General features: G+C 48.4%; 10 protein-coding genes. 3 read left to right on the top strand and 7 right to left on the bottom strand.

The window, feature by feature from the left end; all coding sequences use genetic code 11:
* The first annotated feature begins 328 nt into the window (after positions 1 to 328).
* Together putP and putA are read left to right on the top strand one after the other, a co-directional pair.
* Entirely contained in the window at positions 329 to 1,855 is a 1,527-nt protein-coding gene (gene putP / locus ACTHR2_RS08730; protein WP_263337615.1) for a sodium/proline symporter PutP, read from the top strand.
* Between the two features lie 223 nt (positions 1,856 to 2,078).
* Positions 2,079 to 5,684, top strand: coding sequence for a bifunctional proline dehydrogenase/L-glutamate gamma-semialdehyde dehydrogenase PutA (gene putA, locus ACTHR2_RS08725; protein WP_263337618.1), 3,606 nt, complete (start codon positions 2,079 to 2,081; stop codon positions 5,682 to 5,684).
* 57 nt (positions 5,685 to 5,741) lie between these two features.
* Here the strand turns inward: putA and nth are convergent, their stop codons facing one another.
* The 4 genes from nth to ACTHR2_RS08705 all read right to left on the bottom strand — a co-directional run bounded on the left by nth (position 5,742) and on the right by ACTHR2_RS08705 (position 10,008).
* The gene (gene nth / locus ACTHR2_RS08720) at positions 5,742 to 6,371 is read right to left on the bottom strand and encodes an endonuclease III (protein ID WP_049323145.1); all 630 of its coding nucleotides are present in this window, start codon (positions 6,369 to 6,371) and stop codon (positions 5,742 to 5,744) included.
* 137 nt (positions 6,372 to 6,508) lie between these two features.
* A complete protein-coding gene (gene nhaC, locus ACTHR2_RS08715) occupies positions 6,509 to 7,888 on the bottom strand; it encodes a Na+/H+ antiporter NhaC (protein WP_039862424.1) in 1,380 nt (459 codons plus the stop codon).
* Positions 7,889 to 8,068: 180 nt separating this feature from the next.
* Positions 8,069 to 8,692, bottom strand: coding sequence for a lysophospholipase (locus tag ACTHR2_RS08710; protein WP_263337633.1), 624 nt, complete (start codon positions 8,690 to 8,692; stop codon positions 8,069 to 8,071).
* A gap of 92 nt (positions 8,693 to 8,784) precedes the next feature.
* On the bottom strand, positions 8,785 to 10,008 hold the full coding sequence (locus ACTHR2_RS08705; RefSeq protein WP_263337636.1) for a sugar MFS transporter: 1,224 nt from the start codon (positions 10,006 to 10,008) through the stop codon (positions 8,785 to 8,787).
* A 273-nt stretch (positions 10,009 to 10,281) separates the two neighbouring features.
* Between ACTHR2_RS08705 and ACTHR2_RS08700 the strand changes: the two genes are divergently transcribed.
* Entirely contained in the window at positions 10,282 to 10,695 is a 414-nt protein-coding gene (locus ACTHR2_RS08700) for a YqaA family protein (RefSeq protein WP_440375625.1), read from the top strand.
* Between the two features lie 64 nt (positions 10,696 to 10,759).
* On the opposite strand, the gene ACTHR2_RS08695 is transcribed toward ACTHR2_RS08700, so the two are convergent.
* The 3 genes from ACTHR2_RS08695 to ACTHR2_RS08685 all read right to left on the bottom strand — a co-directional run bounded on the left by ACTHR2_RS08695 (position 10,760) and on the right by ACTHR2_RS08685 (position 13,716).
* A complete protein-coding gene (locus ACTHR2_RS08695; RefSeq protein ID WP_070588069.1) occupies positions 10,760 to 11,953 on the bottom strand; it encodes an amino acid aminotransferase in 1,194 nt (397 codons plus the stop codon).
* A 98-nt stretch (positions 11,954 to 12,051) separates the two neighbouring features.
* Positions 12,052 to 12,702, bottom strand: coding sequence for an HAD family hydrolase (locus ACTHR2_RS08690; protein ID WP_440375624.1), 651 nt, complete (start codon positions 12,700 to 12,702; stop codon positions 12,052 to 12,054).
* 69 nt (positions 12,703 to 12,771) lie between these two features.
* Positions 12,772 to 13,716: a cation diffusion facilitator family transporter gene (locus ACTHR2_RS08685; RefSeq protein ID WP_440375623.1), complete on the bottom strand. Its 945-nt coding sequence runs from the start codon at positions 13,714 to 13,716 to the stop codon at positions 12,772 to 12,774.
* Positions 13,717 to 13,731: the final 15 nt, after the last annotated feature.

The following is a 13,731-nucleotide window of genomic DNA, read 5'->3' as shown; positions in this document are numbered from 1 at the left end:
AAGATAGTTTCACACACTTTCCTTCGTCATCATCGGTAAAAATTTATATATTTTTATGTTTTTAAATGACTTAGCCAAAAGGCGGCATCAATTTCGAATAAAGGCTGAGTTCTTCGCTTTGCAAAAGCGACTTTTTGCGGTATGCTGGTTTAAATTATTTACAATTTAATGCATTAAGATTTCGTATTTTATTGTATTTGAAAATAATTTATCCTGACTCTCTCGTGAAAAACAGGATTTTTAAGCTGTATTTTTATTAGAAAAAAGTTTGGGTATGAATTGCTTGCAATTTCAAACCCGTTTTAAAAGTTAGATGAGGAATAAGTACATGAACCCCATGTATATCACTTTCGCGATCTATTTGGTCGCCGTATTACTGATCGGCCTCGCCGCCTATTTTTCAACACGAAACTTCGACGACTACATTCTCGGCGGCCGCAGCTTAGGTCCGTTCGTGACCGCGATGTCTGCCGGTGCTTCCGATATGTCAGGTTGGCTTTTGATGGGTTTGCCAGGTGCCATTTACCTGAGCGGTTTGAATGAAGCTTGGATTGCCATTGGTCTGATTGTGGGTGCATACCTCAACTGGCTCTTGGTTGCAGGCCGTTTGCGCGTGCATACCGAATACGCCAACAACGCACTGACGCTTCCTGATTACTTCTTCCACCGCTTCGGTGCCGGCGGTCACTTGATGAAAGTGGTTTCTGCACTGATTATCTTGTTCTTCTTCACTATTTACTGTGCTTCAGGCATCGTAGCCGGTGCTACCCTGTTCCAAAGCCTGTTCCACGGTATGTCTTACACTCAAGCCATGTGGTTGGGTGCCGGCGCGACCATCGCCTACACTTTCTTGGGCGGTTTCTTAGCCGTAAGCTGGACCGATACCCTGCAAGCTTCTTTGATGATTTTTGCATTGGTACTGACTCCTGTAATGGTGTACTTGGGTTTGGGCGGTGCAGATCAAATGAACGCTGCCATCCAACAAGTTGCCGCTTCTACCGGTAAAGAATACGGCAGTCTGTTTGCCGGTACTACTTTCATCGGCATTATCTCTACCGCTGCTTGGGGCTTAGGCTATTTCGGCCAACCACACATTTTGGCCCGTTTCATGGCTGCCGAAAGCGCTAAATCTCTGGTTTCTGCACGCCGTATCGGTATGACTTGGATGATTCTGTGTATGGCCGGTGCCGTGGCTGTCGGCTATTTCGGCATCGCTTACTTCGGCGCCAACCCTGCCCACGTTGATGAAATGAACGGCAACCACGAACGTATCTTCATCGCTTTGGCTACCCTGCTCTTCAACCCTTGGATTGCCGGTATCATCTTGAGCGCGATTCTTGCTGCTGTAATGTCTACCCTGTCTTGCCAATTGTTGGTTTGCTCCAGCGCGATTACCGAAGACTTCTATAAAGGCTTCCTGCGTAAAAACGCCCAACAAGCTGAATTGGTATGGATTGGCCGCGTAATGGTATTGGCTATCGCCGTGATTTCCATCCTGATTGCTTCTGACCCTGAAAGCAAAGTATTGGGCTTGGTAGCTTACGCATGGGCCGGCTTTGGTGCTGCATTCGGTCCGGTTGTTATCCTGTCTGTTCTGTGGAAACGCATTACTGCCTACGGCGCACTCTCCGGCATGATTGCAGGTGCACTGACTGTAGTAGTTTGGGCCGAGTGGATCAAAAAACCTGCTTTGGCTGCACAAGAAACAGGTTTCGCTACTGTCTATGAAATCGTTCCTGGCTTTATCATTTGCACACTCGTGATTGTTTTGGTGTCCCTGATCGACAAAAAACCTTCACGCGAATTGCAAGAACGCTTTGAAAAAGCAGACGCAGAATACCGCGCCTCTAAATAAGACGTTTTCAGACGGCCTGCATGATTCCGTGCAGGCCGTCTTTACGACATAAACTGTTTCAAAATAATCTGAGCCTTATCAGAAAAAACAGCAATTTATGCGGATGCATCTTGTATCCGCATCATAATTTTATTACGATATTACTATCCTTCAGAATGCTTGTTTTAGCAGTCTTAATTCAGGCCGTCTGAAATCATGAAAAAACCTTTGGAGAACATAAATAATGTTTAACTTCGCTTTTCCAACACAAACTCCTCTGCGTCAAGCTGTAACTGATGCCTACCGCCGCGACGAAATCGAGGCCGTTCAGGATATGTTGCAACGTGCACAGATGACCGACGAAGAGCGCAATGCCGCCTCCGAGCTTGCCCGTCGTTTGGTTACCCAAGTCCGTGCCAGCCGCACCAAAGCAAGCGGTGTAGATGCCTTGATGCACGAGTTCTCTCTCTCCAGTGAAGAAGGTGTTGCACTGATGTGTCTGGCCGAAGCCCTGCTGCGTATTCCGGACAATGCAACCCGCGACCGCCTGATTGCCGACAAAATCTCCGAAGGCAACTGGAAAAGCCACTTGAACAACAGCCCTTCCCTCTTTGTTAACGCGGCTGCATGGGGTCTGTTGATTACCGGCAAACTGACCGCGACAAACGATAAACAGATGAGTTCCGCATTGAGCCGTCTGATCAGCAAAGGTGGCGCGCCTCTGATCCGTCAAGGTGTGAACTACGCAATGCGCCTGTTGGGCAAACAGTTCGTAACCGGCCAAACCATTGAAGAAGCGCTGCAAAACGGTAAAGAGCGCGAGAAAATGGGTTACCGCTTCTCTTTCGATATGTTGGGTGAAGCCGCATACACCGAAGAAGATGCCAACCGCTACTACAACGACTACGTTCAAGCCATTCACGCCATCGGTAAAGATGCCGCAGGCCAAGGCGTTTACGAAGGCAACGGTATCTCCGTTAAACTTTCCGCCATCCACCCACGCTACTCACGCGCCCAACACGAACGCGTGATGAGCGAACTGTTGCCGCGCCTGAAAGAATTGTTCCTTTTGGGTAAAAAATACGATATCGGTATCAACATCGACGCCGAAGAAGCCAACCGTCTCGAATTGTCTTTGGACTTGATGGAAGCTTTGGTTTCCGATCCTGACTTGGCCGGTTACAAAGGTATCGGTTTCGTTGTTCAAGCCTACCAAAAACGTTGCCCGTTCGTTATCGACTATCTGATCGACCTGGCCCGCCGCAACAACCAAAAACTGATGATCCGTTTGGTTAAAGGCGCATACTGGGACAGCGAAGTGAAATGGGCTCAAGTAGACGGCATGGAAGGCTATCCGACTTACACCCGTAAAGTCCACACCGACATCTCCTACCTCGCCTGCGCACGCAAACTCTTGGATGCACAAGATGCCGTGTTCCCACAATTTGCCACCCACAACGCCTACACTTTGGGCGCAATCTACCAAATGGGTAAAGGCAAAGACTTCGAACACCAATGTCTGCACGGCATGGGCGAAACCCTGTACGACCAAGTAGTCGGCCCGCAAAACTTAGGTCGCCGCGTACGCGTGTATGCCCCGGTCGGCACACACGAAACCCTGCTTGCCTACTTGGTACGCCGTCTGTTGGAAAACGGTGCGAACTCTTCTTTCGTGAACCAAATCGTTGACGAAAACATCAGCATCGACCGCCTGATTAAGAGCCCGTTCGACACCATCGCCGAACAAGGCATCCACCTGCATCCGGCATTGCCTCTGCCGCGCGATTTGTATGGCAAAGGCCGTCTGAACTCCCAAGGCGTCGATTTCAGCAACGAAAACGTATTGCAAAATCTGCAAGAAAAACTCAACCAAGCTTCTTCCGAAGACTTCCACGCCGCGTCTATCGTCAATGGCGAAGCGCGTAATGTAGGCGAAGCGCAACCCGTCCGCAACCCTGCAGACCACAACGATGTTGTCGGCACTGTCAGCTTTGCCGATGCGGCATTGGCTCAAGAAGCTATTGGTGCAGCCGTTGCCGCCCTGCCGGAGTGGAGCGCCAAACCTGCTTCAGAACGCGCCGACTGCCTGCGCCGTTTTGCCGATTTGTTGGAACAACACACGCCTGCATTGATGATGCTGGCCGTCCGTGAAGCCGGTAAAACCTTGAACAACGCCGTTGCCGAAGTACGCGAAGCCGTTGACTTCTGCCGCTACTATGCCAACGAAGCTGAAAACACCCTGCCTAAAGATGCCAAAGCGGTTGGCGCAATCGTTGCCATCAGCCCATGGAACTTCCCATTGGCCATCTTTACCGGCGAAGTGGTTTCTGCATTGGCAGCCGGTAACACTGTTATCGCCAAACCTGCCGAACAAACCAGCCTGATTGCTACTTACGCCGTTTCCTTGATGCATCAAGCCGGTATTCCGACTTCTGCGCTGCAACTCGTACTCGGCGCAGGCGATGTCGGCTCCGCCCTGACCGGCGATGCCCGCATCGGCGGCGTGATCTTCACCGGTTCTACCGAAGTAGCGCGCCTGATTAACAAAGCCCTGTCCAAACGCGACGACAGCCCTGTCCTGATTGCCGAGACCGGCGGTCAAAACGCGATGATCGTGGACTCTACCGCCCTGCCGGAACAAGTCTGCCTCGACGTATTGAATTCTGCCTTCGACAGCGCGGGCCAACGTTGTTCCGCCCTGCGTATCTTGTGTGTTCAAGAAGATGTTGCCGATAAAATGATCAACATCATCAAAGGTGCAATGGACGAGCTGGTTGTCGGCAAACCGATCCAACTGACCACAGACATCGGCCCTGTCATCGATGCTGAAGCCCAACAAAACCTGTTGGCCCACATCAATAAAATGAAAGGCGTAGCAAAGGCTTACCACGAAATCAAAACTGCCACCGACGTTGATGACAACAACTCTACCTTCGTTCGTCCAATCCTGTTTGAATTGAATAACCTGAACGAGTTGCAACGCGAAGTGTTCGGTCCTGTACTGCACGTTGTCCGCTACCGCGCCAGCGAATTGGATCAACTCATCGACCAAATCAACGCCAAAGGCTATGCTCTGACCAGCGGTGTACACAGCCGTATCGAAGGCACTGTCGACCATATCCGCGACCGCATCGAAGCCGGTAACATCTACGTTAACCGCAACATCGTTGGTGCTGTTGTCGGCGTACAACCTTTCGGCGGTCACGGCTTGTCTGGTACCGGTCCAAAAGCAGGCGGTTCATTCTATCTGCAACGCCTGATTCGTACTCCTGAATGGGTTGCCCCAACCCTCAGCCGCATCGGCCAAGCAGACGAAGACGCACTCAAACGTTTGGAAACCCTGGTTCACAAACTGCCGTTTAACGCAGAAGAGAAAAAAGCCGCAGCCGCAGCTTTGGGTCACGCACGCGTCCGTACCCTGCGCAAAGCCGAAACCGTATTGGTCGGCCCGACCGGCGAACGCAACTCATTGAGCTGGCGCTCTCCAAAACGTGTTTGGGTACATGGCGGCAATCTGCTGCAAGCCTTCTCTGCCCTGACCGAGCTGGCAGCCGCAGGCATTCAAACCGTTGTTGAGCCTAACAGCCCGTTGGCTTCCTACTCAGCCGATTTGGACGGTTTGTTGCAAGTCAATGCCAAACCTGAAAACGCAGGCATCAGCCATGTTGCCGCTATCGAGCCTTTGAGCAGCGAGCGCAAACAAGAGTTGGCCGGCCGCGACGGTGCGCTCATCCGCATTCTGCCTTCCGAACAAGGTCTGGACATTCTGCAAGTATTTGAAGAAATCTCTTGCAGTATCAATACTACCGCTGCCGGTGGTAACGCCAGCCTGATGGCAGTTGCCGACTAATCGTAGCCAAATCAAAGGCCGTCTGAAATTCAGACGGCCTTTTTTATGTTTTTTTATTTACATTTTTGCCGGATATTCGCACAAATCGTTAATTAGGCATTTACTGCATTGCGGTTTCAAAGCCTTACACGTATAGCGGCCATGCAAAATCAACCAGTGATGGGCATCCATCAAAAATTCTTTGGGAATAAAGCGCATCAGCTTGTCTTCAACTTCACGCACATCCTTGCCCGGCGCGATTTTGGTGCGGTTGGCCACACGGAAAATATGGGTATCGACCGCCATAACAGGTTGCCCGAATGCAGTGTTCAACACCACATTGGCAGTTTTGCGGCCAACACCGGGCAAAGATTCCAAAGCCTCTCGGTCAGCAGGTACTTCGCCGTTGTATTTCTCCAGCAAAATACGGCAAGTCTGCATGATGTGTTTGGATTTGGTTTTATAAAGGCCTATGGTTTTGGTGTATTCCATTACGCCGTCCAGTCCCAAATCCAACATGGCTTGCGGCGTATTGGCAACGGGAAAGAGTTTGGCAGTCGCTTTGTTCACGCCGACATCAGTTGCTTGTGCAGACAATAAAACGGCAATCAGCAGCTCAAACGGCGAGCTGAAATTCAACTCGGTAGTCGGATGAGGATTGGCAGCGCGGAAACGCTCGAAAATTTCTTGGCGGATTTGTTTGTTCATTGTTTAGATTATTTTTTTATTGGCGCAGCAATTATAGTGAAATCATGCTGATACGGCTACTTCAAGTAAAGCAAGGCCGTCTGAAATTGTTTTCAGACGACCTTGTTTTATAAAAGCATTGCTATTTTAAATGCGGTTTACTTCTTACTCAAAGTCAACCCTGTCCAGCCAAACACCAGCGTCAGAGCCAAACTCAAGTAGCAGAAGAAGGCATAAGGCAGGTATTCCCAAACAGGCACACCCAAGGCATGGCTGATAAATACGCCGCAGACGCTCCAAGGCACCAACGGGTTGATGACCGTACCCGCATCTTCAAGCGTACGGGCAAGGTTGCGCGAATGCAGGCCGAGTTTGTCATATACCGGCTTAAAGGTTTCGCCGGAAAGCAGGATACTTAAATATTGCTCGCCAATCAGGAAGTTAACACCAACCGATGTCATGGCCACGCTGAAAGTAGCGCGTCCGGCATTGGTCAGGAACGCACGAATGGCTTCCAACAAAGACGGAATCACACCGATGCTAAACAACAGGCCGCCCAAGCTCATGCCGAGTATCACAATAGTTTGCGTAAAGAACATGCTTTCCAAGCCGCCGCGAGAAATCAAACGGGCAATGTCTTTAAATGCTTCGCCTTCGAGTTTGTATCCGCCGTAAAACCACGCGCCTAGCTGTTTCAAATCAGGCGTACTGTGGAAGTAAGTGACAATCAGCGCCACCACAACGGTAAACAACATGGCCACAATGGCATTGACGCGCATCAGGGCGAGGACAACCAGCAAGGCAAACGGAATCAGCGAATAGGCATGCACCAAACCGGTTGCTTCCAATTGCGCGCGGAAAGCTTCGACGCTGTTCATATCATGCGCGGCAACATTAGGCAAGAGCCACAACATCAATGCTGCACTGATCAACCACGCAGGCACAGTGGTGTACATCATGTTTTTGATGTGTTCGAACAAATCAATGCCGACAATCGAAGCGGAAATACCGGTCGTATCGGAAAGCGGCGACATTTTATCGCCAAAGAACGCACCCGACACAATCGCACCTGCCGTCATCGCCATATCGGCATGAAACGCAGCCGCCATACCCATAAATGCCACGCCGACAGTTGCACAAGTCGTCAAACTACTGCCGATGGAAATACCGATGACCGAGCAAAGCGCAAACGCCGAGAAATAAAAATAAGTCGGCGAAATCAATCCGAAACCGTAATACATCAGCGTCGGAATCGCACCACTCATCATCAGCGCACTGACCATCAGGCCGATAAAGAAGAACAGATAAATCGCGCCCATGCCCTGCCCGACCGCGCCTATCATACCGTTTTGCATATCTTGATATTTCAAGCCGCGCATCAAACCGTACAACAGCAAGACCACAATCGCCGTCACAATCGACATATGCGGCAGCCATTCAAGCGAAATAATCGTATAACCCATTGCTGCCACCAAAGCTAAGGCCACCGCAATGGCCTCAAAGCGCGGCATATTAAGTAAGGATTTGAAAGCAAACATTGTTCTTTGCCTTTTTAATAAGTACTTAACAGATTTTAGCATAACAGGCCGTCTGAAACCCGATTCTCAGACGGCCTGCCTGTTATTTTATAAAAACAGCTCCAGTAAAACTGCGACACTTTCTTTAAAATATATTAAATTATTAACATTAAATACTTTTAAATTAGAATAAATGAAATTTTATTGCTTTTTAAAACGTCCATCATGCAAAAATGCCACCACTTGCTCGACCGTTTTACGGTTAAACAACATACCGCTATGGCTGACAGGCAAAACGACATGATCACGCATATTCGGACAATGCGTTTCGCTGACCAAAACCGTACCATCATGTTCACCATGCAAACCTAAAACACGGCCCAGCCCATACGGTTTATTGCCGGCGATACTGCCCAACTCAACGCATTCTGGCAATTCAGGCATACTGCCGTCCAAAGCGCCTTTATACGAGCCGCCCAATACCGGCTTTTGCAAACCCAAATTGAGCACACGTTGCGCAGCCCGGCTGCCTTGGTGCGGCGTACCCATAGTAACGATACGGCCGCTGACTTTATTCGGATATGCAGCCGCAAAATTGCGTAAGACCAACCCGCCCAAACTATGGCCGACAAAGTGCAGTGTTTCATCAGCATGGTTCTCATCAATCCATCGCGCCAAATCTTCAACATGTCGGTTCATCGAATGCAAAACACTGTAATAATCGAACAGCGCAACTTCAAAACCTTCTTGTTCCAGCAAATACTCCAGCGGTTTCATTACCCATGAATGCATGTGCAAGCCATGCAGCAAAATGATTTTGGCCATTTTTTCCTCCTGTCATTTAAATCATTATGCCACAAAGTAAAAAGGCCGTCTGAAATCCAATAAGGTTTCAGACGGCCTTTTATCATGATGAATTATTCGTCAGCTTTAGAGCCTTTAATCGCAAAAAAGACGATGTATGCATAACAAATCACTGATACAACGAAAGAAACTAGCAAGTTATAAGTATCTGCTACCCAGCCATGTGCTAAAGGAACAAACGCACCACCAACAATCGCAGTACACAATACGCCGGAAGCTTTACTGGTGAATCGACCCAGCCCTTTGGTTGCCAAAGAGAAAATCGTTGGGAACATGATCGAGTTGAAGAAACCGATAGCCAACAATGCCCACATTGCAATATTTGGGTTACCTTTACCCGCCATTATAGCAATGATCAACAGAGTTGCTGCTGCTGTAGCATTGAATGCTAAATAGCGGTTGGGAACAATTTTTGTCATTACAAAAGAACCCAAGAAACGACCAAGCATCGCACCACCCCAGTAGACCATCAGATAATTTGCAGCAGATGAATGATCTAAACCTTGCAAAAAACCCAAAACATTAACCATCAATGCGCCGATAGATACTTCTGCACCAACATAGCAGAAAATACCGGCCACACCGAAAACCAAATGACGGTATTGCCATACGTTGAGTTTGCCATCATGATTGTGTTCGCTCTCTTCTTCGGCAATTTTACGTGCATCAGGCAGACGAATCATTTTGACAAATACTGCCAAAATAATCAGCAGACCGGCCAAACCCAAATATGGAATCTGAACGGAAGAAATTTGCTCGGCTTTATTAGCTACTTTTGTTGCATCAGACAAAATCAATAATGAGCCAACATATGGAGCAACAGTTGTACCTACAGAGTTAAATGCCTGAACTATAGTTAAAGTCGCAGACTCTTTACCTGGTTTTGCCAATAAAGTTACATATGGATTACCGGCCACTTGCAACAAAGTTATACCAGAAGCCAAAATAAACAGCGCACCCAAGAAAGTAGGATAAGAATGGCTGCCGGCGGCAGGATAGAACAACAGACAACCGATGGCAGCTAATGCAAAGCCTCCAATTACACCATTTTTATAGCCGATTTTACTGACCAAATAGCCCATCGGCATCGACATAACACCATAAGCAGTAAAGAAGCAGAACTGAACCAGCATCGCCTGAAAATTGGTTAGCGTGAAAATTTTCTGCAGATGCGGAATCAAAATATCGTTCATGCAGGTAATGAAACCCATCATGAAAAAGAGTGTGGTTAGGACAACCAGCGCAGGAGTATGATTTTGTTGTGAATGCGCAGACATGATTTGCCTTTCGTTTTGTTAAGACTCGCTAAAAGATGAGCTTAAATCAGTTCATTAAACTTAACACCCATTAACAGCCGCCCGTATCATACTGATAATCCGTTACTTTGAAAACTATTTTCTAACAGCCGACTACATTATCCTTCAGCCGTTTAATTTTAAAAATTTAAATAATATTGGATTTATCTTTTATTAGATTAAAAAATAAAGGCATAATCCTCTTATTAAGCCTATTATTTCTTTTTTACAATATCACTTGATGTAACTCAAAATATGCCCTCTCTTTACGCTTACCTTGCCCTGATTGCTTCTGCCTTCACTTCAGCCACACTACTTCCGGGTACATCCGAGGCGGCATACGCCGCATTTGTGTACCAATATCCGCAACATGCCCTCGGCGCATGTTTGTGTGCCGGTTTGGCGAATGGCTTGGGCAGTATGGTTTCTTATTACATGGGCAGAATGTTTCCGGCCAAGAAAAGGCCGTCTGAAAAAGTATTGGCGCGTATACAAAGATGGGGAATTTGGCCGCTATTATTTGCATGGTTGCCGATTATCGGCGATGCCCTCCCCCTTGCCGCAGGCTGGCTCAGGCTCAATGCCTTGCATTGCACTATCATTCTGATTACAGGCAAACTGCTGCGTTATGCCATGATTTATTGGGGAATGAACGCAGTTGCCGGATAAGCTTACAAGTCAAAAATAAAGGCCGTCTGAATAATTCAGACGGCCTTTGCCTTTAATTCGACAATTACAAGACTTTCACAATGCTCTCGCACAAATAATCGATGTTGTCATCGGTAATGCCGGCAACGTTAATGCGGCCGGAGCGGACGGCATAAATGGCAAACTCGTTTTTCAAACGGTCGACTTGTTCGGGAGTCAGACCGCTGAAAGAGAACATACCGTTTTGTTCAATAATGAAATCAAAGTCTTGGGTTGCACCTTTGGCTTTGAGCAACTCGACAAATTTTTGGCGCATGGCTTTGATGCGGCCACGCATTTCATCGAGTTCGGCAATCCATTGTGCTTTCAAATCATCATTTTTCAACACCAGCGCAATGGTGTTCGCGCCGTGTGAAGCCGGGTTGGAATACAAGGTACGGATGATGGTTTTGACTTGGCTGTGGGCACGGGCTGCTGTTTCTTCATCTTCGGCCACCAAAGTGAACGCGCCGACGCGCTCGTTGTACATACCGAAGTTTTTGGAATAAGAGCTGGCAATCAGCAATTCTGTATTGTGTTTCAAGAACACGCGCAAGCCGTAGGCATCTTCTTCCAAGCCATTGCCGAAGCCTTGATAAGCAAAGTCAAACAGTGGCAACCAGCCTTTTTCGGCAGAAAGTTTTGCCAAAGTTTCCCATTGTTCGGGCGTAGGGTCGATGCCGGTAGGGTTGTGGCAGCAGCCGTGCAGCAGGACGATGTCGCCTTTTTGAGCTTGGCTCAAGTCTTCAATCATGCCGTCCCAATCCAAACCATGTTTGGCGGCATCATAGTAGCGATAAGGTTTGTCTTGGATGCCGACCGCTTTGGCGATGGCATTGTGGTTAGGCCAAGTTGGATTGGAAATCCAGATGGTTTGCGCGTTCAACTGACGTTTGGCAAACTCGGCCGCAATACGCAATGCGCCTGTACCGCCAAGGCTTTGCGCTGTTTTGGCGCGACGGCTGGCAATGATTTCGTGGTCTTTACCAAACAACAGGATTTGGGTTTGCTCGTTGTAATCGGCAACGCCGTCGATGGTCAGGTAATTTTTAGTTGTCTCGCTTTCCAGCAGGCGTTTTTCAGCCTCTTTGACGGCTTTGACAATAGGCGTCGCGCCGGACGCGTCTTTGTACACGCCGATACCGAGATTGACTTTCTCCGGACGGGTTTCAGCTTTAAACGCCTCGCCCAAACCTAAAATCGGATCAGCAGGAGCTGCTTCGATATGCTTGAAGAACATGATTTTTCTCTTTACAAGTAGTAAAACGGTTGAAAAAATACAAATTTATGTAATTTTACGCCGTTTCAGGCCGTCTGAAAACGGATTATTACAGGGTTTTAACGCAAGATTGCCAACAAATCCAAAGGCGTGGCAATACGGAAATCGGCAAGCCAGTTTTCGGTTTGGTCTTCGGCAGAAATATAGCCCCAATCGGCAAGCACGGTCGTCATGCCTGCATTCTTGCCTGCCTGCATATCGCGCTCTGCATCACCGACATAAAAACATCGCTGCGCCTCAACGCCAATCTGTTCACACGCGTAAAACATAGGTTTCACGCTGGGCTTTGGCTCATCGCATGTATCGCCGCTAACAATCACGGCAGGAGGCACGGTAAACCCGAGCTTAGGCACGAGGACATCGGTAAAACGCATGGGCTTGTTAGTAATAATGCCCCATTGAATACCGCGTTGTGTTAAAGCTTCCAACATTTCGTTTACGCCGTCGAACAAGATGGTTTGGTCGGCATAGCAGCGGCTGTATTCGTCCAAAAACTCTTTGCGCCATTGCATATAGTCCGGATGGTCGGGCGTAATGCCTGCGCCAAGTTTGAGCAAACCACTCGCACCATGACTGGCCTGCGGACGGATTTCATCCATGCTTTTTTCTGGCAAACCGTGTCGGCGCAATACCGTGTTGAGCGCGCCACCCAAATCAAGTGCGGTATCGGCAAGCGTGCCGTCAAGGTCGAATAATACGGCTTGGGTCATAAGTGTTCCTTTGATAATTTTAGAAAGCCGTCTGAACAATCCAACAAGTTTCAGACGGCCTGAATATGGTTAATGGTGATGGTGTTCGTGCATTTCCTGTGAACACAAAACTTCATCTTTATGCGGATGCTGTTCGCTTTCAATCTGAATCGTACAATGCCCGATGTTGTGATGCGCCAATTCATGTTCGATGCGGTAGACAATTTGTTCGGACTCTGCAACCGTCATGCTGCCATCTACAACAATATGGCAGGACAAAACGTGGATATTGCTGGTAATCGTCCAAACATGCAAGTCGTGAACGGATTTTACGCCCTCCGTATTGCGGATAACGCTGAGCAACTCATCGGTATGGATGTTTTCCGGCGCGCCTTCCATCAAAATGTGCAAAGTCTGTTTAAACAGCTTCCAGCCGCTGCGCCCTACCAAAGCCGCCACCAATACGCTGGCAACCGTATCCGCCCATTGCCAGCCATACACCATCATCAGTACCGCTGCAACAATCGCCCCTATCGAACCGAACAAATCGCTGATTACATGCAGATACGCGCCGCGCATATTGACGTTTTCTTCAGTATCGCCATTTTTCAACATATAAACGGCGACGCCGATGTTGACCAGCAAACCGATGATACTGACCACCAACATGCCGCCCGTCAAAATTTCCGGCGGATAAAACAATCGTTTGACTGCTTCATAAAAAATCATCGTCGCAATCAACACCAGCGACAATCCGTTAAACATCGCCGTCAAAATTTCAAAACGCTTGTAACCGAATGTCTTTTGCAGCGTGGTCTGTTTCTCGCCAAGTTTGAATGCCCACAATGCTACGCCCAGCGAAAACGCATCGCTGAACATATGCCCCGCATCGGAAAGAAGGGCCAAAGAGTTGGTCAGCCAGCCGCCAACCGCCTCAACCAGCATAAATCCGGCAATGACGAAAAATGAAATACGCAATACCTGCTTATTGGCGGTATGCGTGTGCGCGTGCGAATGATCGTGATGATGTGCCATGATGATTTTACCGTT

Source organism: Neisseria sp. P0006.S004, assembly GCF_051963015.1.
Lineage (GTDB): Bacteria > Pseudomonadota > Gammaproteobacteria > Burkholderiales > Neisseriaceae > Neisseria.
The sequence above is the reverse complement of the archived record's forward strand: the minus strand, read 5'-3'. Positions and strand labels throughout refer to the sequence as shown.

Coding starts and splice junctions, on each gene's coding strand:
- putP (WP_263337615.1), top strand. CDS start 329: ATGAACCCCATGTATATCACTTTCGCGATCTATTTGGTCGCCGTATTA.
- ACTHR2_RS08705 (WP_263337636.1), bottom strand. CDS start 10,008: ATGTCTGCGCATTCACAACAAAATCATACTCCTGCGCTGGTTGTCCTA.
- ACTHR2_RS08700 (WP_440375625.1), top strand. CDS start 10,282: ATGCCCTCTCTTTACGCTTACCTTGCCCTGATTGCTTCTGCCTTCACT.
- nth (WP_049323145.1), bottom strand. CDS start 6,371: ATGAACAAACAAATCCGCCAAGAAATTTTCGAGCGTTTCCGCGCTGCC.
- putA (WP_263337618.1), top strand. CDS start 2,079: ATGTTTAACTTCGCTTTTCCAACACAAACTCCTCTGCGTCAAGCTGTA.
- ACTHR2_RS08710 (WP_263337633.1), bottom strand. CDS start 8,692: ATGGCCAAAATCATTTTGCTGCATGGCTTGCACATGCATTCATGGGTA.
- ACTHR2_RS08695 (WP_070588069.1), bottom strand. CDS start 11,953: ATGTTCTTCAAGCATATCGAAGCAGCTCCTGCTGATCCGATTTTAGGT.
- ACTHR2_RS08690 (WP_440375624.1), bottom strand. CDS start 12,702: ATGACCCAAGCCGTATTATTCGACCTTGACGGCACGCTTGCCGATACC.
- nhaC (WP_039862424.1), bottom strand. CDS start 7,888: ATGTTTGCTTTCAAATCCTTACTTAATATGCCGCGCTTTGAGGCCATT.
- ACTHR2_RS08685 (WP_440375623.1), bottom strand. CDS start 13,716: ATGGCACATCATCACGATCATTCGCACGCGCACACGCATACCGCCAAT.